The sequence below is a fragment of the Hwanghaeella grinnelliae genome (assembly GCF_004005845.1).
Lineage (GTDB): Bacteria > Pseudomonadota > Alphaproteobacteria > UBA8366 > Aestuariispiraceae > Hwanghaeella > Hwanghaeella grinnelliae.
Window position 1 is genome coordinate 135,186 of record NZ_SADE01000004.1, and the last position, 24,690, is coordinate 159,875.

The 24,690-nt window shown below is 59.2% G+C and carries 25 protein-coding genes; 14 read left to right on the plus strand and 11 right to left on the minus strand.

From position 1 onward, the window contains the following. Positions 1-71 precede the first annotated feature (71 nt). From EOI86_RS21480 to EOI86_RS21495, 4 genes are all read right to left on the minus strand, one after another. Positions 72-854 (minus strand): GGDEF domain-containing protein, encoded by a 783-nt coding sequence (locus EOI86_RS21480; protein WP_240035779.1) that lies wholly within the window; start codon positions 852-854, stop codon positions 72-74. 266 nt (positions 855-1,120) lie between these two features. Beyond that, the gene (locus tag EOI86_RS21485) at positions 1,121-1,588 is read right to left on the minus strand and encodes a PAS domain-containing protein (RefSeq protein WP_127767752.1); all 468 of its coding nucleotides are present in this window, start codon (positions 1,586-1,588) and stop codon (positions 1,121-1,123) included. 77 nt (positions 1,589-1,665) lie between these two features. Then, positions 1,666-2,619, minus strand: coding sequence for an aminotransferase class IV (locus EOI86_RS21490; protein WP_127767753.1), 954 nt, complete (start codon positions 2,617-2,619; stop codon positions 1,666-1,668). Positions 2,620-2,651: 32 nt separating this feature from the next. Beyond that, a complete protein-coding gene (locus EOI86_RS21495) occupies positions 2,652-4,277 on the minus strand; it encodes an acyl-CoA synthetase (protein WP_127767754.1) in 1,626 nt (541 codons plus the stop codon). 284 nt (positions 4,278-4,561) lie between these two features. Here EOI86_RS21495 and EOI86_RS21500 point away from each other — a divergent pair, with 284 nt between their 5' ends. From EOI86_RS21500 to EOI86_RS21515, 4 genes are all read left to right on the plus strand, one after another. Then, a complete protein-coding gene (locus EOI86_RS21500) occupies positions 4,562-6,460 on the plus strand; it encodes a propionyl-CoA synthetase (RefSeq protein WP_127767755.1) in 1,899 nt (632 codons plus the stop codon). Positions 6,461-6,571: 111 nt separating this feature from the next. Continuing rightward, positions 6,572-7,876: an aspartate aminotransferase type Ic gene (locus EOI86_RS21505; RefSeq protein ID WP_127767756.1), complete on the plus strand. Its 1,305-nt coding sequence runs from the start codon at positions 6,572-6,574 to the stop codon at positions 7,874-7,876. A 153-nt stretch (positions 7,877-8,029) separates the two neighbouring features. Continuing rightward, entirely contained in the window at positions 8,030-8,650 is a 621-nt protein-coding gene (locus EOI86_RS21510) for a GNAT family N-acetyltransferase (RefSeq protein WP_127767757.1), read from the plus strand. Positions 8,651-8,762: 112 nt separating this feature from the next. Continuing rightward, a complete protein-coding gene (locus EOI86_RS21515) occupies positions 8,763-9,497 on the plus strand; it encodes a phosphoadenylyl-sulfate reductase (RefSeq protein ID WP_127767758.1) in 735 nt (244 codons plus the stop codon). A gap of 26 nt (positions 9,498-9,523) precedes the next feature. On the opposite strand, the gene EOI86_RS21520 is transcribed toward EOI86_RS21515, so the two are convergent. Continuing rightward, complete coding sequence (locus EOI86_RS21520; RefSeq protein ID WP_127767759.1) at positions 9,524-10,522, minus strand: NAD(P)H-quinone oxidoreductase; 999 nt, start codon at positions 10,520-10,522, stop codon at positions 9,524-9,526. A 109-nt stretch (positions 10,523-10,631) separates the two neighbouring features. Here EOI86_RS21520 and EOI86_RS21525 point away from each other — a divergent pair, with 109 nt between their 5' ends. The 7 genes from EOI86_RS21525 (at position 10,632) to EOI86_RS21555 (ending at position 16,978) form a co-directional block, all read left to right on the plus strand. Continuing rightward, positions 10,632-10,817 carry a DUF1192 domain-containing protein gene (locus tag EOI86_RS21525; RefSeq protein WP_127767760.1) on the plus strand — a complete coding sequence of 62 codons (186 nt, stop codon included), beginning with the start codon at positions 10,632-10,634 and terminating at the stop codon, positions 10,815-10,817. A gap of 57 nt (positions 10,818-10,874) precedes the next feature. Continuing rightward, complete coding sequence (locus tag EOI86_RS21530) at positions 10,875-11,900, plus strand: NADP-dependent oxidoreductase (protein ID WP_127767761.1); 1,026 nt, start codon at positions 10,875-10,877, stop codon at positions 11,898-11,900. Positions 11,901-12,533: 633 nt separating this feature from the next. Beyond that, positions 12,534-13,865 carry an O-acetylhomoserine aminocarboxypropyltransferase gene (locus EOI86_RS21535; RefSeq protein WP_127767762.1) on the plus strand — a complete coding sequence of 444 codons (1,332 nt, stop codon included), beginning with the start codon at positions 12,534-12,536 and terminating at the stop codon, positions 13,863-13,865. 55 nt (positions 13,866-13,920) lie between these two features. Then, on the plus strand, positions 13,921-14,730 hold the full coding sequence (locus tag EOI86_RS21540; RefSeq protein WP_127767763.1) for an alpha/beta fold hydrolase: 810 nt from the start codon (positions 13,921-13,923) through the stop codon (positions 14,728-14,730). Positions 14,731-14,850: 120 nt separating this feature from the next. Next, positions 14,851-15,477: a hypothetical protein gene (locus tag EOI86_RS21545; protein ID WP_127767764.1), complete on the plus strand. Its 627-nt coding sequence runs from the start codon at positions 14,851-14,853 to the stop codon at positions 15,475-15,477. A 56-nt stretch (positions 15,478-15,533) separates the two neighbouring features. Continuing rightward, entirely contained in the window at positions 15,534-15,971 is a 438-nt protein-coding gene (locus EOI86_RS21550; protein WP_127767765.1) for an acyl-CoA thioesterase, read from the plus strand. A gap of 131 nt (positions 15,972-16,102) precedes the next feature. Then, complete coding sequence (locus tag EOI86_RS21555) at positions 16,103-16,978, plus strand: hypothetical protein (RefSeq protein ID WP_127767766.1); 876 nt, start codon at positions 16,103-16,105, stop codon at positions 16,976-16,978. Between the two features lie 73 nt (positions 16,979-17,051). Here EOI86_RS21555 and EOI86_RS21560 read toward each other — a convergent pair whose 3' ends face one another. Together EOI86_RS21560 and EOI86_RS21565 are read right to left on the minus strand one after the other, a co-directional pair. Next, positions 17,052-19,226 (minus strand): xanthine dehydrogenase family protein molybdopterin-binding subunit, encoded by a 2,175-nt coding sequence (locus EOI86_RS21560; protein ID WP_127767767.1) that lies wholly within the window; start codon positions 19,224-19,226, stop codon positions 17,052-17,054. 2 nt (positions 19,227-19,228) lie between these two features. Then, on the minus strand, positions 19,229-19,690 hold the full coding sequence (locus tag EOI86_RS21565) for a (2Fe-2S)-binding protein (RefSeq protein WP_127767768.1): 462 nt from the start codon (positions 19,688-19,690) through the stop codon (positions 19,229-19,231). Between the two features lie 267 nt (positions 19,691-19,957). Here EOI86_RS21565 and EOI86_RS21570 point away from each other — a divergent pair, with 267 nt between their 5' ends. Beyond that, positions 19,958-20,524 carry a TetR/AcrR family transcriptional regulator gene (locus tag EOI86_RS21570; protein ID WP_127767769.1) on the plus strand — a complete coding sequence of 189 codons (567 nt, stop codon included), beginning with the start codon at positions 19,958-19,960 and terminating at the stop codon, positions 20,522-20,524. A 4-nt stretch (positions 20,525-20,528) separates the two neighbouring features. Here the strand turns inward: EOI86_RS21570 and EOI86_RS21575 are convergent, their stop codons facing one another. The 3 genes from EOI86_RS21575 to EOI86_RS21585 are packed head-to-tail and all read right to left on the minus strand — an operon-like array spanning position 20,529 to position 22,432. After that, positions 20,529-20,933, minus strand: coding sequence for a GFA family protein (locus EOI86_RS21575; protein WP_127767770.1), 405 nt, complete (start codon positions 20,931-20,933; stop codon positions 20,529-20,531). A gap of 17 nt (positions 20,934-20,950) precedes the next feature. Beyond that, the gene (kynA, locus tag EOI86_RS21580) at positions 20,951-21,796 is read right to left on the minus strand and encodes a tryptophan 2,3-dioxygenase (RefSeq protein WP_127767771.1); all 846 of its coding nucleotides are present in this window, start codon (positions 21,794-21,796) and stop codon (positions 20,951-20,953) included. A gap of 27 nt (positions 21,797-21,823) precedes the next feature. Beyond that, positions 21,824-22,432: a glutathione S-transferase family protein gene (locus tag EOI86_RS21585; protein ID WP_127767772.1), complete on the minus strand. Its 609-nt coding sequence runs from the start codon at positions 22,430-22,432 to the stop codon at positions 21,824-21,826. A 688-nt stretch (positions 22,433-23,120) separates the two neighbouring features. Between EOI86_RS21585 and EOI86_RS24645 the strand changes: the two genes are divergently transcribed. Beyond that, on the plus strand, positions 23,121-23,405 hold the full coding sequence (locus tag EOI86_RS24645; protein ID WP_193555804.1) for a hypothetical protein: 285 nt from the start codon (positions 23,121-23,123) through the stop codon (positions 23,403-23,405). A 110-nt stretch (positions 23,406-23,515) separates the two neighbouring features. Further along, positions 23,516-24,037: a hypothetical protein gene (locus EOI86_RS21595; protein WP_127767773.1), complete on the plus strand. Its 522-nt coding sequence runs from the start codon at positions 23,516-23,518 to the stop codon at positions 24,035-24,037. A gap of 100 nt (positions 24,038-24,137) precedes the next feature. Here EOI86_RS21595 and EOI86_RS21600 read toward each other — a convergent pair whose 3' ends face one another. Continuing rightward, entirely contained in the window at positions 24,138-24,590 is a 453-nt protein-coding gene (locus tag EOI86_RS21600; RefSeq protein WP_127767774.1) for an Hsp20 family protein, read from the minus strand. Positions 24,591-24,690 lie beyond the last annotated feature (100 nt).

The window sequence follows — 24,690 nt, forward strand, 5'->3', positions numbered from 1 at the left end:
CCGTTGGGGACCAAAAGAAAAAGAACCACTGGTACGTGTACGAATGGGCCGAAGCCCATGCTTCCGCCCGACTATTCGGCCGGAAGCGCCTTCACTTCGATCGTTGACTGATTGAAGTCCGGGCGAATGCCGCCGCGCTTGCGGCCATACATGCAATCGTCCGCGGCGCGCATGACGGAAACAGGGTCGTCATGCGGTCCGAACGGGGCGGCCCCTATGCTGGCCTGGACCTGAATACGCTCCCCATCCCAGGGAACGGTCAGGTTGTTCAGCATGACCTCCAATTGGGTCACCTTCTGGTAGCCCTGCAGGTCGTCCGCCCCGTTCAGGAGCACTGCGAATTCGTCCCCGCCGATACGGGCGACGTCATCGATTTCTCTGGTATTTACCCGCAGCAGGGTCGCGACGCTGGCAAGCACGAGGTCGCCGGCGAGATGGCCGTGGGCATCGTTGATGCGTTTGAAAAAATCCAAGTCGACGATCAACAACAAGCCGCGCTCATTGCTGCGCCGTGACCGCGCCAGGGACCGGTCGAAGGCCCGATCGAAACCGCGGCGGTTCAACAGTTTCGTCACTTCGTCGGTGATCGACAACAGCCGCAAGGCGCGCAGTTCGCGGTCTTTTCGGTGCAATTCCCGCTGCGCTTCCGCGGCCACCAACATGGCCTTGTGCAGAAGATGGCGATATCCGTCGCCGGGATGGCCGGGTTCTCCCGCGCTGGCGATCAGATCGCCGGCGACTTGCTCCAGGCGATTTGCGAGACGGCCCTCCTCGTCATGGCCAAAGCCCTCCAGGACGGCGTCGCCGCCGGTCGTAAGTCCCAAGCGGTCGGTCAGGGGATAAGTGTTTGTCATCTCGTCACTCCTCATTGCGGGCCCTCTCGTGCCCAGTCTCGAGGGGATAAGCGCAATCGCCGTGCCAATCCTGTTCGCGCATACGCCGTTAACCATTGGCAGGTAGGGGAATCCGGGGAATCGAAAATTTCGCGTGATGCTTTGGGGGGCGGCTAGACGTAAAGCGTTAACCAAGAAAGAGGAATCCTTTGCCGCCCCATCTCAGCGGCAAGCGGCAAGGGATTCCCGGTTTGCCGTGGCTTTGGTCGTCTACGAAAAGCTGCGGCTTAGAAATTAGAAGGAATGTCGTCGAAAGGGGATTTCTCCGCCATTGCTTGGGCCAGATGTTCCTTGCAGATATGAACGACCAGCCGGGAAACTCCGCCATCCGGTCCGGTCCAAGGGGTCGCATGGCTCTGGACGCCTGTAATTTCCTCGACGGGGCCGGCATAGGGGGCAACGAAGGATGCGGTGTCGCGTCTTTCCACGGTTTCCGAGAGGAAGGCCCAGATTTGAGATCCTTGACCCTGTCCTTCAATCGTGGACATCCGCTGACCCCGCCGATTTTCCCGGTGGATACGCCTGACATTGGCGCCAATCAAACTGTACTCGAAGTCGAGCGGATCGCTGAGGACCCGGAAAACAATCAGATCGGGGAGTATGCTCGAAAGGGCGGTCGGGTCGAATTGCGCATAAGCCGGCATAGGCGCCGTACCGCGCAGTTCGTTCCAATATTGTACGAGGGGTGAGGCCATACCGTGACGCTACACGGAAATTATTAGCGATCCGTAAATTTCGATTCCAGATCGACCGAAAGCTACCAAGAGTTTTCCTAGAACCCGGTTCCGACCTCATCGTCCGACAGGTGATTCAGATATTGCTCGACATAGTCGTAACCGACCAGGGCGCTGAACGCGTCCATCAAGCGCTTCGTCACCGGGCCCGGCACGGCGCTGAAGGTTTGACCGTTGAAGCTGCGCAACGGACAAATGCAAAGGCTGGTGGAGGTGAAGAAGGCCTCGTCCGCGATCGCGACGTTGTGGAGTGACAGCGGGCGTTCGACGAGCGGGATGTCCGCCTTTTTGCAGAGGTCGATGGCCGCCTGCCGTGTGATGCCGTCCAGGATATACTCGGTAGACGGGGTGAAGACCGTACCGTTCTTCACGATGAAGATGTTGCATCCGGCGCCTTCGCAGATATTGCCCGTCTCGTCCAACAACACGGCCCAGGCGCCCGGCGCGTAGGACGCGACCTCCCGCTGGGCCAGCAGCATGTTCATGTAATTGTTGGTTTTGGCATTGGGGGAAAGCGCGCTGGGCGGGGTGCGCTTGAGGGAGGAGACGACGGCGTCGATGCCGTCGCGGAACATTCCGGCCCGCGCCCGTAAGGGCAGGGGCATGCATTCAATCAGGATTGTCGCGCCGTCCCGCTCCGGTGTTTCGCCGTCGACCGGGGAAATCCCGCGGGACACACGCTGGGTCACCCAATAATCCTCGTCCGGCCCCAACAACGCGGCGTTGATGGCCAGCACTTCTTCCGTCTTCGCCAGCATCTCCGCCTTCGACATGCCTGGAGCGATCCGCACATAGCTCAGCGTGTCATAGAGCCGGTCCACATGTTCCTTCAACATGAAGCCCTTGCCCCCGAAGGTGCGGCCGGTGTCGAAGACCGCGTCGCCATAGACGAAACCGGTATCCCGGAACGATATCATCGCCCGGCTTTCCGGCAGGATCTCTCCGTTCAGGTAAACCACACGTTCGTTGTGGAGCGTTTTGTCGGCTGGCATTGTTGGTCTTCTCCGGTAAAGGGGCTGCTGGGTCAGAGTGCCTTGGCTTTGTCGCGAAGGACGAATTTCTGCACCTTGCCGGTGCTGGTCTTGGGCAGTTCACCGAAAACCACCGTCTTCGGCGCCTTGAAATGGGCCATATTCTCTCGGCAGAAGGCGATGACTTCTGCCTCCGTCAGGGGGGTGTCGGCCTTTGCTAGGACGAAGGCGCAGGGCGTTTCCCCCCATTTCTCGTCCGGCCGTCCAACGACCGCGGCTTCGACGATCGACGGATGGCGGTAGAGAATGTTCTCCACTTCGATGGTCGAGATGTTCTCGCCCCCGGAAATGATGATGTCCTTCGACCGGTCTTTCAGTTCCACGTAGGAATCCGGATGCCAGACGCCCAGGTCCCCGGAATGAAACCAGCCGCCGGCGAAAGCTTCCTGGCTGGCTTTCGGGTTTTTGAGGTAACCGCGCATGACGACATTGCCGCGGAACATCACTTCACCCATGGTCTCACCGTCCTTGGGCACAGGCTCCATCGTTTCCGGATCCAGGACCGCCAGTTCCTCCAAGGCCGTGTAGCCGACACCCTGACGTGCCTTTTTCGCCGCGCGCTCATCCGCGTCCAGTTGGTCCCATTCCGATTGCCAGGCGCAGACGACGGCTGGGCCGTAAACCTCGGTCAGGCCATAGACATGGGTGATGTGGAACCCCTGTTCTTCCATGCGTTTCAACACCGCGGGTGGTGGGGGCGCGGCGGCGGTCATCACCTCAACCGTTTGCGGCAGGGGGCGGCGCTCGGCCTCGGTCGCGTTGATAACCATGCCCAGCACGATCGGTGCGCCGCAGAAATGGGTAACGCCTTCATCCGCGATGGCGCGGTATATATTGGCGGCGCTGACATGGCGCAGGCAGACATTCGTCGCCCCGGCTGCGGCCAGGGTCCAGGGAAAGCACCATCCGTTGCAGTGGAACATCGGCAAGGTCCACAAATAGCGCGCCGAATTCGGCAGGCCCCAGGTGACAATATTGTCCATCGCCAGCAGATAGGCCCCGCGGTGGTGATAGACGACGCCCTTCGGGTTGCCCGTCGTGCCGGACGTATAGTTCAGCGTGATCGCGTCCCATTCGTCGCCGGGAAGCGCCCAGTCGTAGCCGGGGTCGCCGTCGGCGATGAAATCCTCGTACTCGACCTCACCAAGCTTTTCGCCGCCGTTTCCTTCCGGATCGTCCACATCAATCACCAACAGGTCCGTGCGGTTGGTTTCCGCCAGCGCCGCTTTCATGGTGGGTGCGAATTCCGTGTCGGTGATGACGGCCTTCGCCTCGCCGTGATCCAGGATGAAGGCGATGGTCGATGCGTCCAGCCGGGTGTTCATCGCGTTCATGACCGCGCCGGTCATCGGGATGCCGAAATGCGCCTCCATCATCGCCGGGATGTTCGGGCACATGACGGCAACCGTATCGCCCTTGCCGATCCCGCGTTTCGCCAGTGCCGATCCCAACTGCCGACAGCGGTCATAGGTTTCGGACCAGTTTCGCTCGATCGTGCCGTGTACGACGGCGGTCTTGGTCGGATAGACGGTAGCGGCGCGTTTCAGGAAGCTGAGGGGCGACAGCGGAACGTGATTGGCAGGATTCTTGTCCAGGTCCCGGTCGTAAATGCTGGTCATGCTTCCCTCCGCAATGTTCGGAAATCCGGCTTTCCGGTTTAGATCCGATTTACGGCGACTGCGTCACCCGCAGTCAAGAGGCGGGTTCTAGGAACGGATAAATTCTGCGCGTTTGAGCCAGATCAAGGGCAAGCGGTCGATCTGCCTATAGGGACTTTGGCAACTGCCGCCGGAACGGTATAAGAAGCGGTATAAGAAACAGGTAATGATCGGCCGGGAATTGATCTGCTAGCAAGTGATCTTCCGATGGGCCGGCCGTAGAGACTGATGGGAGGATGCCGTCGATGGGTTTGATGGATGAATTGCACGAACGCTCGCTACGCGACCCGGAAGGCTTTTGGGCCGAAGCGGCCAAGGAAATCGACTGGGTCAAACCCTGGGATAAGGTCCTGGATGACAGCAGGGCCCCGAATTTCTACCGCTGGTTCGCAGGCGCCGAGTGCAACACTTGCTATAACGCGGTCGACCGCCATGTGGAAAACGGGCGGGGCGAGCAGGCCGCCATCATTTATGACAGCCCGATCACCGGCAAAAAGCGGACGCTGACCTACGCGGAATTACAGGACAAGGTTGCCCGCTGCGCAGGGATGTTGCGCGCGAACGGCGTCGGCAAAGGCGATCGCGTCATCATTTATATGCCGATGGTGCCGCAGGCAGCGGTTGCCATGTTGGCATGCGCACGGCTCGGCGCGGTCCATTCCGTCGTTTTCGGGGGCTTCGCGGCCAACGAATTGGCGACGCGCGTCAAGGATTGCTCGCCAAAGGCGATCATCACCGCCACCTGCGGAATTGAACCAGGCCGTATCGTCGCCTATCAGCCGATGATTGACGGCGCATTGGACCTGGCGCCTGGTATTGTCCAAAAGGTTATCGTCCTGAAACGCGAAGGTGCGGATTGGGATATGCGGCCCGGCCGCGATGTCGACTGGAAAGAAGGCATGGAAGCGGCGGCGCCGGCGGAATGCGTTCCGGTCGCGGCGACCGACCCGCTCTACATCCTCTATACATCCGGCACGACCGGCGAACCCAAGGGGGTTGTCCGCGACAATGGCGGCCATATGGTGGCGCTGAAATGGTCGATGAAGAACATCTACAATATCGACCCCGGCGAAGTGTTCTGGGCCGCCAGCGATGTCGGTTGGGTCGTCGGCCATTCCTACATCATTTACGCGCCGCTGTTGCACGGGGCGACAACGATCATGTTCGAGGGCAAGCCCGTCGGTACGCCGGATGCAGGTGTCTTCTGGCGCGTAATTGCAGAGCATAAGGTGGTGACGCTGTTCACCGCACCGACCGCCTTCCGGGCGATCAAGAAGGAAGATCCCAACGGAAGTCTGATCGGCGACTACGACATGTCGCATTTCCGCGCGCTTTTCCTGGCGGGTGAGCGGTGCGACCCGGATACGCTGCATTGGTCGGAAGAGAAATTGAGCGTGCCTGTGGTGGATCATTGGTGGCAAACCGAAACCGGTTGGCCCATCGTCGCTAATTGCCTGGGGATCGAACAACTTCCGATCAAGGCGGGGTCGCCGACCAAACCGGTCCCCGGTTACGACGTGCAGATCCTGGACGAAGGCTGCCACGAAATGCCGCGGGGGGAGATGGGGGCGATCAGCATTAAGCTTCCGCTGCCGCCGTCCTGCTTGCCGACCCTGTGGAACGCCGATAAGCGCTGGGTGGATAGTTACTTGGTGGACTATCCCGGCTACTACAAAACCGGTGATGCCGGTTACATGGATGAGGACGGCTACCTCTTCGTGATGAGCCGTACGGACGACATCATCAATGTCGCCGGGCACCGCTTGTCGACGGGGGCGATGGAAGAAATCCTCGCGTCCCATCCCGATGTCGCGGAATGCGCCGTGATCGGCGTCGCCGATCCGTTGAAGGGGCAATTGCCCTTGGGTTTCTTGGTTCTCAAAGCCGGCGTTGACCGCAGCGACGACGAGATCGTCAAGGAAGCGGTCAGAATGGTGCGTGAGAAAATCGGTCCGGTCGCGGCCTTCAAGACCGCCGCGGTCGTGAAGCGTTTGCCGAAGACGCGTTCGGGCAAAATCCTGCGCGCGACCATGGTGAAAATCGCCGATAGCGAGGAATATAAGATGCCCGCGACCATCGACGATCCGGCCATCCTGGATGAGATTGAGGAATCTCTTCACGAGGTCGGCTACGCCAGCAAGTAAGAATTTCCAAAAAACGCCAAGGCTGGGGCCTTGTCCTTACAGCGCCGGTGGCTCTACAAGGCTGCCGGCGCGTTTGCGTCTGGATGAAGAAATTTAAATGGGTAACGGGTCATGAAACTGGCGGATATGCAGAAAAGCGATCTCGAGGCGGTAGAAAAGCAACTGCTTGGAGAATTCGAGGCATTGAAGGGCGAAGGTCTCTCTCTCGATATGACACGCGGCAAGCCGGCACCGGACCAACTGACCCTTGCTGACGGCATGCTTTCCCTGGTCGGCCCTGGCGAAACCGCGGGCGAGGACGGGACGGATTATCGGAACTACGGCATCGTCGAAGGCATTCCGGAAGCACGCCGGCTTTTCGCTGAGTATATGGGCGTGACGCCCGCGCAGATTATCGTCGGCGGGAATGGTAGCCTGACCATGATGTACGACACGCTGGCAGGTGCCGTTCTTTTCGGCATGCCGGGGGGGAAAGGCCCGTGGAAACGGGCCGGGGCGGCTGCCGGGTCGGGCGAGGGCGCATCCAAGGTTATCTGCCCGGTTCCCGGTTACGACCGGCATTTCGCCATCTGTGAGCGCCTGGGCCTGGAAATGGTCACCGTGCCGATGCTGGATGACGGTCCCGACATGGATGCCGTCGAAGCTCTCGCCGCAGACCCTGACGTGAAGGCGATATGGTGTGTGCCGAAATATTCGAACCCGACGGGTGCGGTTTATTCCCAGGCGGTTTCGGAGCGGCTTGCCAAAATGACGACCGGCGCGCCTGACTTCCGCATCCTCTGGGACAACGCCTATGCGGTCCACCATCTGGGCGGTGGCCCGGCGGAAATTCCTGACATCCTTTCGCTATGTGAAAAAGCGGGGAACCCGGACCGTGTGCTGATGTTCGGCTCAACCTCAAAAATCACCTATGCCGGATCCGGCGTCGCCATGATGGCGGCATCCGAAACCAATATCGCGGACGCGGCTAAGAAATTGTCCTTCGCAACGATCGGGCCGGACAAGTTGAACCAGTTGCGGCATGTTCGCTTCTTCCAGTCGATGGACGGCATCCTGGCGCATATGGAAAAGCACGCTGACATCGTGAAGCCGAAATTCGACGCGGTTGAAGAGGCCTTGAGCCGCCGTTTGGCGGACAAAGGCATTGCCGATTGGACTGCGCCGCAGGGCGGCTATTTCGTCAGTCTGGACGTGATGGACGATTGCGCATCCGAGATCATTCGGCTGGCTGGTGAGGCGGGCGTTAAATGCACGCCGGCAGGGTCGACTTTCCCCTATAAGAAGGACCCAGCCGACAGGAACATCCGCATCGCCCCAACCTTGCCCTCGGTGGCGGAAATTGAAAAGGCGATGGAGGTCCTGTGCGTTGCGGTAGAATTAACCTGCGCGCGCCGTCTTCTTGGTCGAAACAGATAAGATGTCTTCTAAAAAATGGTTTTAGAATAGCGGGTTACCGCAACGATCAGATTTTCGTCAAACAGAAGGTAATTTATGTTGCGACGCAATATGAACAGTCCTATCTAGGCGACAGGGAGGGTGTTTCAATTATCACCTAGAGGATAAGCCGACATGGCCCTCCCTAAATCTGATTTTCTTTTTCCTACCATTCTACCCGATCAGGCCGCTTTTCCGGCCACATCGCCTGTAACCCTGCGGAAACTGACTCAGCGGGACGTGCAGGTCTATCAGGAACATCTGCTGCGCCTGACCCCGCACGACCGGTGCAACCGGTTCATGGGCGCAATCTGTGACGACCGCGTTCGTGCCTATTGTGCCGATTTGAATTGGACCGCAACTGTCGTCCTAGGCGCCTTCATTGACGGCGAATTGCGCGGCGTCGGTGAATTGGCGACAGCAACGCGTTCGCCGCGCCTTGTTGCCGAGATCGCGCTCAGTGTTGAGGAACCCTGGCAAAATCTCGGGGTTGGGACATTGTTGCTGCGGCATGTCCTTAACATGGCGCGGAACCGATATGTCTCCCGCGTGTATTTGATGTGCCTGCTCGACAATCGAAAAATGCAGAAAATCGCGCGGAAGTTCGATGCGAACCTGATATTCGAAGACGGTGGTGTTGAGGGAAGTTTGTGGCCCCATTGGCCAAATTACATGTCCCTGATGGAGGAGGCGACGACGGATGGCCGTGCCTTTTTCAACACCATTGTGGGGCAGAAAAAGCCGACGCGGCATTAAGTGTAACGGCGCCTCAATTTCTTTTTATCAAGAAATCTAGATATATTGGTTGAACCCGACATTGGTATCGTTATATCTGCTTGCTCTGATGAACCACATGGGGCGGGCAAAGATGTACGGGATATTGGCGCGAAGCCCGGGCGGGGCGACGACCCGGTTGGAAGACATTCGGTTCCGGGCGCGGGAAAACGCCCTGGAAGACAATCTGCGGCATTGGTTGTTCGAAGAATTTCGCGACCGGATTGCCGTATCGTCCTCCTTCGGAACAGAAAGCGCGGTTCTGCTGCATTTAATGGCGCGAATTGACCGGGATGTTCCCGTGCTCTTCGTCGATACAGGAAAACTGTTTCCCGAGACGTTGGCCTATCGCGATCTGCTGGTCGACCGCCTAAGACTAACGAATGTGCGGGCCGTCGCGCCGGAGGATACGGATGTCAGCCGTGAGGATCCCGATGGGACTTTGTGGTCGTCGTCGCACGATGCCTGCTGCGCGCTTCGCAAGGTCCGTCCCTATCAGCAGGCAATTCGGCAATTCGATGCCCTGATTACCGGCCGGAAGCGCGTGCATGGCGCGGCGCGGAGCGACCTAGACCTCGTCAACGTGACCAACGGTCAATTCCGGATCAATCCGCTTTTCGATTGGAGCGCGGAGAAGATCGGGAATTACTTGGACAATTTCGGCCTGCCCCGGCATCCGTTGATCGCCCACGGATATACCTCCATCGGCTGCAAGCATTGCACGGCAAAACCCGATGGTGGAAACAGCCGGAGCGGACGGTGGAGCGGCAGCGGCAAGACCGAATGCGGCATCCACCTGTCCACCGGCTGGGTGTCCTTGCGGACCTGACCCCTCCGGTTCCCCGACGGTCCCGGCTAGTCCACGGTCAGAATGATCTTGCCGATGTGGTCGCTGGATTCCATCAGGCTGTGCGCCGCGGACGCTTCCGCCAAGGGAAAGGTCTTGAAAAGAACCGGCGCGACCTTGCCCGATGTCAGAAGCGGCCAGACATGGTTCTGCAGGTTCGCGGCGATCTCCGCCTTTTTTGAAATCGGCTGCGGCCGCAGGGTCGAGCCGGAGATCGTCAGACGTTTGCCGAGCACCTTGATAAGGTCGACTTCCCGTTTCGATCCTTGCAGAAAGGCGATGATCGCCAACCTGCCGTCGAAGGCCAGACTGTCAATATTGCCTTGGATATAGTCGCCGCCGACCATGTCCAGGATGACGTCGACGCCCTTGCCGTCGGTCGCTTCCTTTATCGCTTCCTTCCAATCCTGAGCCCGGTAGTTGATCGCGTGATGTGCGCCCAGATCGGTGCAGGCCTTCACCTTTTCGTCCGATCCGGCGGTGGTGAACACGGTTGCCCCAAAGGCGCGCGCCAACTGGATTGCAGTGGTCCCAATTCCGCTGGACCCGCCATGCACTAGGAACTTCTCACCGGCTTTCAGACCGACCCGCATAAAGACGTTCAAATAAACGGTGAAAAAAGTTTCCGGCAGGCAGGCGGCTTTCACCATGTCATACCCTTCGGGAACCGGCAGGCATTGTTCCTGCGGGGTCAGGCAATATTCGGCATAGCCCCCACCCGGTGTCAGGGCGCAGACCGGGTCGCCTTCAGCCCAGTTGCGAACCCCGTCACCAACCGCCGCGACCGTGCCGGCGACTTCCAGTCCCGGCAAATCGCTGGCGCCGGGTGGTGGCGGATAAGCACCCATGCGCTGGGAAATATCCGGCCGGTTCACGCCCGCCGCGGCGACCTTGATCAGGACCTCGCCCGGGCCGGGCTTCGGAACCGGGCGTTCCGTCGGGGTCAATACCTCCGGTCCGCCGAAGGACGCGATTTCCACGACACGCATTGTTTCCGGCAAGCTCATTCCTTCATCCCCTCGTTTTGATCTATCTTCGGGGTATAGAGTTAGCGTTCGGCACACCGAACTTAAAGCCGGAAGAAGAAACAAAGACGACAATGGGGAGGGACCCGGTATGAATCCTGACGACCTGGAACCGCCAAAACCGAAAACGCTGGAGCAGGCGGACCTGGACATGATGTCCATCGAAGCGCTCGAGGAGTACATCGCCGAGCGCGAGGCGGAAATAGAACGCGCCAAGGCGAAGATCGCGGGCAAACAGTCCGCCCGTGGTGTCGCGGAAACTTTTTTCAAATCCTGAAAAAGGTGACCAAGTCCGCATCGGCCCAACCAACAACAAATGATAAAGGGATCGACGATGTCGAACGAAATGAAGCAATGGGTCCTGGCCTCTCATCCGACGGGCATGCCGACGAAAGAAAACTGGCAATTGCAGACGGCGCCCTTGCCTGAACCCGGCGCGGGGGAGGTTCTGACCCGGGCGGTTTATCTATCGGTCGACCCTTATATGCGTGGCCGTATCAGCCCGCGAGCCAATTATGCCGCCGGCGTGGGTGTCGGTGACGTGATGCATGGCGGCGGGGTCGGCGTGGTGATGGAAAGCAACGATCCCGCGTTGAAACCCGGCGATATCGTCGAGAGTTTTCGGTTCGATTGGCAGGAATACAATGTCCAAAAGGGTTCGGCCCTGCGTAAGGTCGACCCCGATATGGGGCCGATCCATTCGGCGTTGAGCTATTTGGGGCTGCCGGGCCTGACCGCCTATTTCACGATGTTGACGGCGGGTGAGTTGAAGGAAGGTGACGATGCGGTGATTTCCGCGGCATCCGGCGCGGTCGGGCAGGTTGCGGGCCAAATCGCGGTCATCAAGGGGGCGCGCCCGATCGCGGTCGCCGGCTCGGACGAAAAAATCGCCTGGTGCAAGGAACTCGGCTATGCGGAAGGCATCAACTATAAAACGGAACCCGACCTGACGGCGGCGGTGAAGCAGGCTTGCCCAAATGGTGTCGACCTGTTCTTGGATAATACGGCGGGTCCGATTCATGACGCGGTGATGCGGAACCTGGCGGAAAAGTCGCGCACCGTGATATGCGGGACCGTGGCGCTTGCCGACAAGTTCGAAGAACCGGATATCGGCGAAAGGTTCCTGCGCAACATAATGATCGCTCGGGCGACGATCCGCGGATTCATCCTGTTCGACCATGCGAAGCATTTCGATCAAGCACGGAAGGACCTCTCATCCTGGGCGAAGTCCGGAAAACTGCGCCATAGGGAGGATATGATGCACGGTATTGAATCGATGCCAGCAGCTTTCCTGCGGCTGATGACTGGTGCGAATATGGGAAAACAGCTGATTCAGATTTCTGACGACCCAACGTTGTAGGGAAAATTTGGACCAGGAAACCTGAACTGATATTGACAAAATGTACGATTTTTGACCGTAGGTTGATTTTTTAACGATTTATTAGCGAATCCGGCATATAAACGTTCTTGACCCCAGCCCGTCACACTCCCGACGGGCCATGGCACTCTTAGACCCCCTGTTCAACTGAGCCGCACGTTGTTGCGGCTCTTTTCTTTTTCGGCGAGGGCGTTCAGAAAGAGGCGCATTGTCACCACACCGACCATTTCCCACGATTCTTGGCAGTATATTCCAGACCTTTGCGGCAGGCGCCGCAGAAGGGCTGTAAATTATCCCCGTACCATCAGAAACAGTCTATTTCCCTTTTGACAATTGTATGACGTTTGCTATCGTCCGTCCCGACGCAAGTTGAACAGGGGTCCCGATTAAAAGGGGTTAGGCTTGCTCTAGGGTCGCTTCGGCGACCCTTTTTTTTGGGGCACGGGTTCCAGTTTAATCGCGATGCTGGGGACTGGCGATTTACTGTCGTAGCGCCGCAAATCTTTTGCCGTCGCCCCAACCTTTCGCTACTTTCCGCGCAGACCGGCCCCTTCGGGCGGCTGACATTCCGGACCCGACAACGGGTAACCGAAAACCAAAGGGTGGGAGGATAGAATGGTCCAGCCTGACTTCCTGAAGTTCGACACATTGGCCCTGCACGCGGGGCAGCAGCCCGATCCGGTCTACGGCGCGCGCGCGGTGCCGATTTATCAAACGACCTCATATGTTTTCGACGATGTCGATTCCGCGGCGGCGCTGTTCAATCTGGAAGCCGCAGGCCACATTTATTCCCGGATATCCAACCCGACCGTAGCGGTGTTGGAAGAGCGGATGGCCGCACTCGACAACGGTGTCGGCGCATTGGCTTGCGCCAGCGGTCATGCTGCCCTGCATCTGATCGTTGCGACCTTGATGAGCCAGGGAAGCCATATCGTCGCGTCCAAATCCCTCTACGGCGGCTCGATCAATATGTTCAGCCATACCCTGCCGCGCTTTGGGATAGAGACCACTTTTGTAGACCCGCGCGATCCAGCCGCTTTCAAGGCTGCGATACAGCCGAATACCCGCATGCTATTCGCCGAGGGGCTGGGTAATCCGGGATTGGATGTCCTGGACATCGAAGCCGTCGCCGCGGTCGCGCATGACGCCGGTATTCCCTTGGTCATGGACGCCACGTTCAGCACACCGTTCCTTTGCAAGCCAATCGATTTCGGGGCCGATATAATCATGCATTCCGCCACCAAATGGATCGGCGGCCATGGTACGGCCATGGGGGGCATCATCGTCGACGCCGGGCGGTTCGACTGGGCGGCGTCCCAGGATGCTGACGGCAAGGACAGGTTCCCGACCATGACCGAGCCATATGCCGGCTATCACGGTATCGCTTTTGCGGACGAATATGGCCCGCATGCCTTCGTGATGCGCGCCCGGGCGGAAGGCCTGCGCGACTTCGGACCGGCCCTGTCGCCGCAGAATGCGTTCTATTTGTTGCAAGGGTTGGAGACGCTGCCCCTGCGGATGGCGCGGCATGTCGAAAATGCAGGCAAGATAGCGGCGTTTCTGGAAGGGCATGAAGCGGTTGCCTGGGTTTCCTATCCCGGCCTGAAGAGCCACCCGGACCACGAATTGGCCAAGAAGTATTTGCCGAAAGGGCCTGGATCGATGCTGGCCTTCGGTGTGAAGGGCGGGCGCGCAGGTGGCGCGGCCTTCATTGAGTCGGTCCAATTGTTCAGCCACCTCGCCAATGTCGGGGATGCCAAGTCCCTGGTATTGCATCCGGCCACGACGACGCACCGGCAGTTGAGCGCGGAGCAGTTGAAGGCCGCGGGCGTCGGCGAGGACTTGGTTAGAATGTCTGTCGGCCTTGAAGATCCCGACGATCTGATCGCGGATCTTGAGCGCGGATTACGGGCGGCAGCCAAGGCGGTTCCACAAGCGGCCGAGTAAGGCGCGGCGATACACAACAATCGGGAAGACCGACCGGATAGGGAATGAACCGAGAATGTTTGTAAGTGTTGATGGTACCGCTGCCTTCGTGGCGGATGGCGGGCAGGATTTCGATGCCGCGAAGCCCAGTGTGGTCTTCGTGCATGGCGCTGGGATGGACCATACCGTATGGGGGCAGCAGACGCGCTACATGGCCCATCACGGGTTCAACGTCCTGGCGGTCGACCTGCCGGGGCATGGCAAAACGCCGGGCGATCCCTTGCCGACGATCGAGGATATGGCTGATTGGCTGAACCGCTTCATCGACGCGGCGGGGGCGGCGCCGGCGATCGTCGTTGGGCATTCCATGGGAACATTGGTGGCGTTGGAAGCGGCGGCGCGAAAACCGGACGCGGCGCGCGCCTTGGTTCTGTGCGGCAGTTCCGCGCAAATGGGCGTCCACCCGGTCTTGGTTCAGGCCGCTGAGGAAAATCGTATTCTGGCGCCGGAACTGATGTCGGCCTGGGGGCATGGCCCCAAGGCGCATCGTGGCGGCAATATCGCCAGCGGCGTCTGGTTGATCGGCGGTGCGGTTCGGCTGCTCGAACGCGCCCGGCCGGGCGTTATCGCGTCCGAATTGAAGACCTGCGCGGCTTACAAGGGCGCCGTTGCGGCGGCGGAGAGAATCACCGTACCGGTGATGATTATCAGCGGCCGCCACGATAAGATGACCCCGGTCAAGGCGGCGGCGCCTCTGGCGGCGGTATTGTCGGACGTTCGAACCCATATCATCGAGGACGCCGGCCATATGATGATGTTGGAGGCGCAGCAGGAAACCCGGCGCGTTCTGTTCGAATTCAGCCGGACTGTGACTGCGGTCGACTAAGGCGGGCGATCAAATATCTTCCGCCGGAAACCTACCCGTGACACGCATGCGGTGGGGAAACCCGGACTTGGGGAAAGCCTAGGTTTCTAGGATATCGAGTCTTCTGGGGGGAGGACAAAAATGGCCAAGGCGCGTTTCATTGCCGACGGTGCCCGCATTGCATTGATCAAGCAGGAAGAGGGCGGTGAGGGACTGGCCACGGCGGCCGGCTCCTTCGTGATCGAAGTCTATAAGACCACTGAAAACCTGTCGGACCTACCGGAAGACGAGGAATTGGCGGCATTTTCCCTGCTGACGGATGAGCAGGTCGCCAGTTCCATCGCTCGTTTGTTGAACGCGGCGCAGATGCTGGGCATGGAAGACCTGCCATCCACTTCCGCGGCCGTCGAGATCCTGTTGAGCCAATTGTTGAGCGATGTCTCAAAATCCGATCCCGCCCAACTGATGGAAGCGGCCATCCATTATGTCTTCGAACAGGAGAAGTGGGACCTGGAAGTCGCGCGCGAAGAACGCGAAGACGGCATCCGTTTCAGCATCGTCAACAAGGGCGGTGACGACCTGCCGCATGCTGTCTTTATGTCCAGCCGCGGAAAGACGCCTGCCTTCTGGTTGATGCAGGAAGCCCGCATCATCCAGGGAACGCACGCCTACAAGATCCCCATTCAAGCGGCGACGGCGTTGAAGCATGAATTGTCGGATTACATCAAACTTCATGATGTCGGGGGGTTGGTCAAAGCGACCGGCTGATTTACTCAATAGCCCGCTTTGAACATTATTCCTTCAGCAATCATGAGCGAGCATCGATGAAACGCGAAGAGGCCCCGAGCCGCGAAGAATTCCCCTTGTTCCGCCCGATTACCACCCGTTGGATGGACCAAGACCCTTACGGGCATGTGAACAATGTTGAATACTATTCCTATTTCGACACAGCGGTGAACCAGCATCTGATCGAGGAAGCGGGCCTGAACCCGCGGTCGACCGATATCGTCGGGATGGTCGTGGACACACAATGCAGCTTCTTTCACGAACTGACGTTTCCGGAAACCGTCGAGGTCGGGATTCGCGTTACCAAGCTGGGACGCAGCTCAATCGCCTATGAAATCGGTATTTTCCGGCAGGGTGAAGAGAAACCCGCCGCGCTTGGTCATTTCGTGCATGTTTATGTGGAACGCGCGACCATGACGCCGATACCGATTCCAGCCCATGTGCGCGCTGCCGTTGAGCCATTGGTGATGGCTTAAGCGCTTTTTCAGGCGATTTCTTTGAATTTTGTCAACGTTGGTTGACCAAGTGATCCAGGTCATAGGGAGAAAGCTTCGAAACGTCGATATTGCCCTTACGAGTTAATTCCAACTTTGTTTCGGGTGTGTCCATGAAGAAGCTTTTGAACGTCATCGCCGTTGCCGCTCCGGCCCTTTTGTTGCCGGTCGTGCCGGCCGCCGCGGCGAGTTGGGTCATCGACTCCCAAGACGTCTTGGGCTTCGGTCTGGGCTCGTCGACGACCGGCTCAATCGATATCAGCAGCCTGTCCGGAAACGACGACGGTCCTTCTGTCACCGTTACCGCGCCGAATGGCCTGACGCTAAAGCGTAAATCGATCCCGTCGCTCAGCCGCGCCGACCTGTTCGAGACCGATGGCGGCAGCATCAACAAGGTTCTGGGGACCAGCGCGCCGCCCAGCGGTGAGATCAACAGCGAAGGCCTGTCCTTCGATTTCAGTGATCCGGTTTTTCTGAATCAGTTGACCGTCGCGCATTTGTATCCGGCGGGTGAGCACAACGATTCATTCGGCGAGGTCGGCGTGATCGAAGTAACCCGCGCCAATCTATCCGTCGACAGCTTCTATCTGCGCCCGGACAGCGAAACCACGGCAAGCCTGTATTCTTCGCTGTCCTTCACCTCCGCGGATCTCGTTCCTCTGGTCAGCATCGTGAATTTGCAGCCGGCGATCGACGGGAAGAACGACGGTTCCGATGGGCCGGGTGATATCGTCGCGGAAGGCAGCAATCAGGGCGGTGTCTGGCAGATCCTGGGTGATGACCTGTTCGGCAGTTTCGTCTCCCTGACGCTGCGCGGTTTGGATCAGGACAATATCAGCGGAAACACCCGCGACTCCGATTTCTCCTTCGTCGCGGCCGGTGGCGCTGTCGCCGCAGTTCCGCTTCCCGGTGCGCTGCCGATTTTCCTGTCCGCCTTGGTCGGGTTGGGTTTCCTGGCGCGCAGCCGAAAAGAAGCAGTGGCGGCTTAATCCCAAAACACTTTTTGAAAAGCAAAGAGCGGGCCCTGGGGCCCGCTCTTTTTATTTCCATGCCAAACTTGGGTCAGGCAAAAGCAATACCGTTTTCCGTCATAGGAAGTTGGGTGACACGCGTTCCCGTCGCTGCATAGATCGCGTTGGCCAATGCCGGACCGACCGGCGGGACGCCCGGTTCCCCGACGCCGGTTGGCGCTTCCGAAGAGGCGACGATGTGAACCTCGACCGCCGGCATGTCGGTAATGCGCAACGGTTCATAGTCCGGGAAGTTGAACTGATCGACTTCGCCGTCGGTCATGGTGATCTGGTTCCGCATGACGTGCCCAAGACCATATCCGATCCCGCCTTCCATCTGCGCCCGAATGACATCCGGATTGACGGCGGTGCCGCAATCCACCGCACAGGTGACCTTTTCCACCTTCACCGCGCCGTCGGTGACGGAGATTTCGACGACCTCGGCCACATAGGTGCTGAAGGATTTATGCACCGCTATGCCTTGGTGACGCCCGGCGGCCGGTTTGCCCCAGCCTGCCTTTTCGGCGGCCAGTTTCAGAACCTCGGCCAGACGTTTCTGGTCCTTGTCCCCGCCCGAAAGCAATTCCAGCCGATAGGCGACCGGGTCCTTGCCAAGGGCTTCCGCGACTTGGTCCACCACGGTTTCCATGGCAAAGGCCGTATGGGTATGGCCGACCGACCGCCACCAAAGCACCGGCACCGGCGTTTCCGCGTCCGACAGGCCGACGGACATGGCCGGAATGGCGTAGTGACTGTCATTGACCCCCTCGACGGATGTGGCGTCGACCTGGCTGCCAGGTTTCATGACAAGCGACTCGAATGGGGTACCCTTGATGATCGGCTTGCCGGCAACCCGGTGATCCCAGGCGGCGATCCTTCCGTCTTTGAGGCCGACCTTCACGCGATGGGCGAACATCGGGCGATAGTAACCGCCCTTGATGTCGTCCTCACGTGTCCAAACCACCTTCACCGGGGTCTTCCGACCCAGAAGGGCGAAGGCAAGCGCCGCCTCTGCCTGATAATCCGCATTGGTGGTGGCGCGCCGGCCAAACGAGCCGCCCGCGAAAACCGTGCGGATTTCGACATTGGCCGGGTCCAGTTCCAGGATATGCGCCAAGGTCGGTTTGACGGCCCCCGGGAACTGACAGCCGTCATGGACGCGGATTCCGTTCTCCGTCGGTTCGATCACGCAGTTCAACGGTTCCATCGGCGCATGGGCCAGGAAGGGAAAGTTCAGTTCCGCTTCGATCACCGTATCCGCGGCGGCGACCGCTGCTTCCGTGGCAGCGCGGTCAGCACCCTCGACAGCTTCGAACTGCGGTGCGTCGAGCAGGGAGCGGTGGTAGTCCGCCAATTCATCCGTCGACCGGTTTTCCGCCGCGCTGAAGTCCCAATCGGCCGTGATGGCGTCGCGTGCCTGGATCGCGGCCCAGGTATTCTTGCCATAGACGGCGATTGCACCACCGGTCGGTAAGGCTTTGGCCCCGATGAATCCGGGAACGCTGTTCGCGCCGGACGCATCGAAGGAGGTCAACTTGCCGCCGAACCTCGGGGATCGCAGCAGCACGGCATAGACCATGCCCGGCAGCTTCACATCCAGTGCGAAGGTAGCCAGCCCTGTTGTCTTCAGATGTGAATCCTTGCGGGGCAGGTGGTCCAATCCAATCAGGCGGAAGTCGGACGGGTCTTTGACCGAAGGATTTTCCGGCGCCGTCAGCGTTGCGGCCTTCGCCGCCATTTCGCCTAAATGGGCCCGATTGTTCCCGGCTTTCAGCATGCTGGCGGTTATGGAGATTTCCGAGGCCGGGACATTCCAAGCCTCTGCCGCGGCTTGAACCAGCACGGCCCGTGCGGCGGCGGCTGCCTGCCGGTATTGCATATAGCTGTTGGCCATGGCGGTGGAACCGCCGGTTCCTTGCGCGCCGAAGAACAGGTTCTTGTAGCGTTCGTTGTCGGCCGGGGCGAAATGGATGGCGACACGGTTCCAGTCGGCGTCCAGTTCTTCGGCGACAAGCGTTGCAAGGCCGGTGGTCGTACCCTGACCCATCTCGAAATGCTTCAGGATGACGTGCACGACGCCGTCATCGGAGATGCTGACGAAGGGGTTCATGTGGGCAACGCCGGACGCTGCCGCGAAACTGCCGTCTGCGCGCATGCCGATGACGAGCGCCATGCTCGTTGCGGCCGCGCCCTTCAACAGGGTGCGTCTTGTTGTTTGGATGGTCATGATCATGCCTCCATGATGTCGGATGCGCGATGGATCGCGGCCCGGATACGGTGATAGGTGGCACAGCGGCAGGCATTGCCCGCCATGGCGTCGTCGATGTCCTGGTCGGTTGGCTTCGCATTCGTCGCCAGCAGATTGACGGCGGACATGATTTGACCCGATTGGCAGTAGCCGCATTGGACGACATCCATCTCCCGCCAAGCCGTTTGCACGGCCTGCGCCGCCGGACCGTTCACACCTTCGATGGTGGTGATTTCGGTGCCTTCAAGGTCGTCGACATAGGTGGAGCAGGACCGAACGGGTTCGCCGTCCACATGGACGGTGCAAGCCCCACAGGACGCGACCCCGCAGCCGAATTTCGTTCCCGTCATGTCCAGCTCGTCGCGCAGGACCCAAAGCAGGGGCGTGCCGGGTTCGGCCGCGACGCTCACCTGTTTTCCATTGATGTTCAATTTCATCGCCATGATGTCCTCTATCGGTTGGCGTTTGAATTCACTATCTAGAGGTATTCGAACGTGACTGCCGGTATCCCGATTTTCGGCGCGGGCCGGTGGAATCGGTTAACGTTGCTGCAGTGCCGTAATCTTTGGGACTTTCATATCTCCCGGCGCGCCTGGGTCCGATCACTGTCTAACTTTCCGCGGGGCCGTCATTGTGCTACTGGAACGTCTTGGACGATCTGACAATCAGCGTTCGTTTGTATAATTGACAATTAGTCGGTAAATGTCAACATGTCTAGTATGATGGAAAAGGAAATTCTGTACGCCGAGGCCGCGGGCCGGGTTATCGAGCGTTATGGCATGAAGCGCACGACCATGGGCGACATCGCGAAAGAGGCGGGGGTTTCAAGGCAGACGCTCTATACGGTCTATCCCAGTAAGGAGGACGTCTTGCGCGGCATCATCCGCCTTTCCTGCGGACGGACGTCGGAAACGATAGAGGTGGAATGCGCCAAACAGGTCGGGGTCGAGGCAAAACTCACCACCATGTTCGAGCATATGACCCTTGCGCCCTATCGGATGATCGCCGCCATGCCGGACGCCGCCGACTTTCTGATCGGGTTCAAGGATGCGGCAACCTGCGAGCTGGACAGGGCCTACGACCGATATGCCGAAACCCTGCGCGGCATTCTTTCGCCATATGAAAAGCCGATTGAGGCCACGGGCCTTACCGTCGACCGGCTCGCGAACTACGTCATCACCTCCGCCAAGACCTTCAAGAAGGAAGCCAGGGACGAAGACGAATTGGTGGAAATGCTGGAAGTGCTGAAACGAATGGTCATTTCGATCACCGGCTAGACCATCAGTCCTTCGGCGGTGGGCCTTCCTCAAACTGCACCACATCCTCCGGCATTTTTTCCCAAGCGGCCTTGGACCCCACAAAGATATGCATGCCGATTTCGATTTCGGGGTCGCCGTTCACGCAGCCCAGGGTGACGCCGTGCACCGCGCCGTTATGCACGCCCACCATGGTGGACCCGCAATTGCCGCAGAAACGCACGCCAAACCCGTTCCCGGTATCGAAGGTGTTGAGCTGGTCTTCGCCCGTCGCCCAGGTGAATGCGCCGGGCGCGACTTCCGCATAGGCGGATGCCTGTGCGCTGAAAATCTTGCGGCAACGGGAACAATGGCACGACCGGGCATCCCTTAACGGCGCGTCGATCTTATAGGTGACTTTCCCGCAGAAGCATTCGCCGGTGATGGACATGTCATCCTCCCCAATCGTTACAGTTCGGTTCGCAGGTCCCAAAGCTCGGGGAAGAAGACATAGCTCAACGCGTGCTGAAGGTAGCCCACCCCGGCCGTGCCGCCGGTGCCGCGCCGGTGTCCGATGATGCGTTTCACCGTTTCCAGATGACGAAACCGCCATTGCTGGAAACTGTCTTCCAGGTCGACCAGCTTTTCCGCCAGTTCATACAATTCCCAATGCCCGTCCGGCTTTTGATAGATTGACGTCCAGGCCTTACGGACGCTGTCATCCGCTTGATAGGGGTGGGTGCGGTCGCGCCTCAGAACCTCGTCGGAGACCTCGAAACCGTTCCGCTTCAGGGCTTCAAGGGCGACATCGTACAGGCTGGGGCCTTCCAGCGTGGCCAATAGATGCGCATGGACGGCGGGCGTTTCCGCGAAAGGCGCCAGCATGGCGCGGCGCTTGTTCCCCATCAGGAATTCGATTTCGCGGTATTGCGCGGATTGGAAACCGGAACTGCGGCCCAGATCGTCGCGGAAGGTCAGATAGTCGGCCGGCGTCATGGTCGACAATACCGACCAGGACTGGATCAACTGCGTTTGGATCCGCGCCACCCGCGACAGCATCTTGAAGGCCGGGCCGAAAGCGTCCCCCTCCAGTGCCGCCATCGCCGCGCGGATCTCATGGATGATCAGCTTCATCCAAAGTTCGGTCGCTTGATGGATGACGATGAACAGCATCTCGTCATGGGCGTCGGAAACCGGCTTCTGCGCCGACAGTAAATCCGTCAGGCGCAGGTAACCGCCATAGCTCATGCTGTCGCTGAAATCGGTATGCGCGCCTTCGGGCAGGTTCTCGCCGCGTTTCGTCTCGTCCGTCATTGTGTCCCCACGCCCCCAAGCTTTTCTCTAGTCGTGATAGGTGATCGGGACGTAGTTCGGCAAGCTTGCGAAACGGTCGAGCCATCGGTTGATGCCGGGATAGTCGGCCAGGCTGATGCCGCCTTCGTCGGCCACATGGGTGTAGGCGTAAAGCGCGATATCGGCGATGGTCGGCCCATTCCCAACCAGCCAATCGGTGTAGGCCAGCTGCTTTTCCATCACCGCCAGCGCCGCATGGCTCTTCTTTTCCTTTTCCGGCGCCTGGGCTTCCAGCTCCGGCGTCATCTCTAGGAAGTGACGCCAGAAGCGCAGCACCGCGATATTGGGTTCGTGGCTGTATTGCTCGAAATAGGTCCAGCTCAAAACCTGGGCATGGGCGAACCGGTCATCGGGCAGCCAGGGCGTGCCCTCGGCCAGGTAATGCATGATGGCGTTCGATTCCGGCAGGGCCCGTCCGTCTTCCAGCACCAGCGCGGGGATCTTGCCGACAGGATTGATTTTCAGGAAATCGTCGGAATGGGTTTCGCCTTTCAGGACGTTCACGCGCACGCGCTCGTATTTCTCACCCAGGAAATGCAGCAGCAGCCAAACCTTATAGCCGTTGCCGCTGCCGTCGAAATCGTAAACCGTATACATCTCCGTCGCCCTTTCCGTCGCAAATCCGCCAGCGAAAAGATGCGGTCCAATCGCGCCAACCGGCAAGCGGGAAATTCCGATGCTCGGATTACCGGTGTTTATGCGTTGCGCTTTAGAGTTGCCATCGAACAGCCTTGAATGGTGGAGTAGCAGCGGGAGGAACCAGCATTGTTGGATACCATCGTCCAGATTCTGGATTGGGATTGGACAGGGGCGCTTGTTGCAGGCGGGACCATCTTGGCCCTTTGGCTCGCATTCCTGGGGGTCACCACCGGCTATTTGAAATCCGACAAAGACCGGCGGGCGCTGGCGAAGCGCGTTCGGCGCAGTAAAAGTTGGTATCGGCGATGGCAGCGTATGGTTCGCCGGTTGCTGAAATGGGCCGATGCAGCTTTTGCTTTCGACGAGTCAAAGCAGGGGGCCGTGTTTCAGATCGGTCCATGGTCACGCTGCCTGACCTTGGCGTATCTCTATCCGATTTTCTTTTTCCTCGTTGCCTGGGGCATCGGCGCACAATCGCCCTTGTCGGGATGGGACCTGGGGCTGGATGCAACCGCTTCGGTGGAACGACGGTGGGGCACGATTGCCGTCATAGTTGGGATCGGTGGAGTATTCTTTTCATTCTTTAAGATTCAGCTGCCGGAAAAACTCGCAAGATTTGTCAGGGGGAAAGTAGAAAACTGGCTTAGTGCGCGATTGGCAGGCCTTGCGGCTGGAACGGCGGAGTGGGGCGCTGTCGCTGTCGCTATCGCTATCGCTATCGCTGTCGCTGTCGCTGTCGCTGTCGCTGACGCTGGCACTGGCGCTGGCGCTGGCGTTGTCGCTTACGCTGTCGCTGTCGCTGGCGCTGTCGCTGGCGTTGTCGCTGGCGTTGTCGCTTTCGCTTTCGCTGTCGCTGTCGCTGTCGCTGGCGTTGTCGCTGCCGCTGTCGCTCTATTTGTCCTCGGCAGTACTCTCCCTGCAATCACGATAGCGACGTTCTTTTTGTTGTTTCCAGTAATCAACAGCCTTGCGGATTATGTGTCCTTGCGCCTTACGCGCAGACTGTTGCGGTCTTGGCTGGAAGTTCCGGCGAAAGTGGCGGTGTCTGAACGGCTCTGGAAGTTGGGCCGTGCTCTTGTGACCGACCTGGCGGTGGCAGTCCTGTGCCTTGTCCTTCTTTCGGCTTTGTTTGCGGCCGTCATGCCCGGTATCGGTGCCGCCGTGGAAAGGTTTTTTCCCGGTAACAGTTTCGTGGATTGGCGCGCCGCCATGAATGACTTTCGCCGGGAATGGTGGAAGGACGGATTAGCGGTTTCCATGATGCTGTTCACCACGCTTTGGCCAACGGCTGTGCATTTCGCGCTTGGCAGTTTCGCGGCGATCATGCCGCCGCCGGAGGCCCGGCGCCTTCTGATCTATGCCTTCCGGGGGCGTGTCGCCGATGTCGATCGGTTCATCTTCGCCAACATTGCCGTGGGGCTGGTTGTCGCCATTTGTTTCGTCGGGTTTGTCACCGCAGGCGCGCGGCTACTTTCTGTTTGGGAGCAGGCCGGTTGGTTATTCGTGGAACTGCCATATCTGGTAAGCGATGCGGTCATGAACACCTTGTACCCACGACCATAGAGATCAAAAAAAGCGGCCCCTCGCCCGATCCAGGGGAAAGATCGGGGAGGGGCCGCCCTTGGTCTGGCTTCGCCCTTTTTAAGGCGAGGTCAGGGGGAGGTTATTTGGACGCGATCTTCTTCGCCTTACCGGTGGCGATTTCGATCTTGCGGGGTTTCATCTCTTCCGGAATCTCGCGGACCAGCTTCACATGCAGCAGGCCGTTTTCGAGCAACGCGCCCTGGACCTTTATATGGTCGGCAAGGTTGAAGCGGCGCTCAAAGGCGCGCTCCGCGATACCGCGATAGAGATAGACACGCTCGGCCTCGGCTTCTTCGTCGAGGTCCTTGCGACCGGCGATGGTGAGCACGTTTTCCTTCACTTCCAACGTCAATTCGTCTTCAGCAAAACCGGCGACCGCCATCGAAATCTGATAGGCGTTGTCGTCGAGTTTTTCGATATTGTACGGGGGATAGCCGTTCGACTGTTCGCTGGACAGCGCATCGATCATGCGGGCCATGCGGTCATAGCCGACGGACGTGCGGAAAAGCGGGGAAAGATCATAGGTACGCATAGTCATATCCTCCTTCGAAGCGATATGGGTCAAGTCAACGCGGCCCACCTTGTGGTCTGACCGCTTACCGTTCCGATTTCCGGCGACCCAATTGGCATCG